Below are 797 nucleotides of genomic sequence, written 5' to 3'. Positions count from 1 at the left end.
TGGCCCGCCGTCCGGTGGGCAGGGTCGTCGCCCCCGGCGAAGACGTACCAGCCGAAGCTGAGGCAGACCGCTCCCATCAGGAGCGGGATGGCGCGGAACAGGATGCTGACACCGAAGTTCATGCGACATGTCCTTCCGCCGGCACCGCCGAACCGCGGTGCGGAGGGCTACAAGGTAGGACCGCGCGCACCCTACCGCAAGAGCACACCGGGGAACGACGGAGGGGCGGATGCCGTGGCATCCGCCCCTCCGCAGGGTCGATCCGGTGCTCAGCCGACGGCGAGCAGATCGATGATGAAGACGAGGGTCTTGCCGCCGAGGAAGTGGCCACCGGCGGGTCCGTAGGCCAGGTGCGGCGGGATGATCAGCTCGCGGCGACCGCCGACCTTCATGCCGGGAATGCCGTCCTGCCACCCCTGGATGAGGCCGCGCAGCGGGAACTGGATGCTCTCACCGCGGCTCCACGACGAGTCGAACTCCTCGCCGGTGTCGTACTCGACGCCCGCGTAGTGGACGGTGACGGTGTCGCCGGGCTTCGCCTCGGGGCCGTCGCCGACGATGAGGTCACGGATGACCAGCTCGGAGGGAGCCGGTCCCGTCGGGGCGTCGAACTCGGGCTTGCTTCGGTTGTCAGTCATGCCCCCATCCAACCCGAGGCGCTGGGTGCGGTCAACGCGCCACGCTCGCTTGACACCCACTGAGTGCCGGAGGATCATTGAGGCATATCGACTCAGCGCTCGGGAGACACGCAGGCATCGCCGCGGCACCGGGCGCTGAGCCGTTGACGGGACGTCGTC

General features: G+C 69.1%; 2 protein-coding genes. Both read right to left on the bottom strand.

Translation table 11 applies throughout. The annotated features are described in order from the left end of the window. On the bottom strand, nt 1-122 hold a 122-nt coding region (locus NQ160_RS25045), incomplete at its 3' end, for a DUF2776 family protein (protein WP_374113716.1). Nucleotides 123-269: 147 nt separating this feature from the next. Further along, entirely contained in the window at nt 270-638 is a 369-nt protein-coding gene (locus NQ160_RS24355) for an FKBP-type peptidyl-prolyl cis-trans isomerase (protein ID WP_257494966.1), read from the bottom strand. Nucleotides 639-797: the final 159 nt, after the last annotated feature.

Source organism: Microbacterium sp. zg.Y909 (assembly GCF_024626565.1).
This window is presented reverse-complemented; position numbering and strand designations above follow the sequence as displayed.

What these genes read in the sequence shown, in the direction of transcription:
- NQ160_RS24355 (WP_257494966.1), bottom strand. Translation starts at nt 638, where the DNA reads ATGACTGACAACCGAAGCAAGCCCGAGTTCGACGCCCCGACGGGACCG.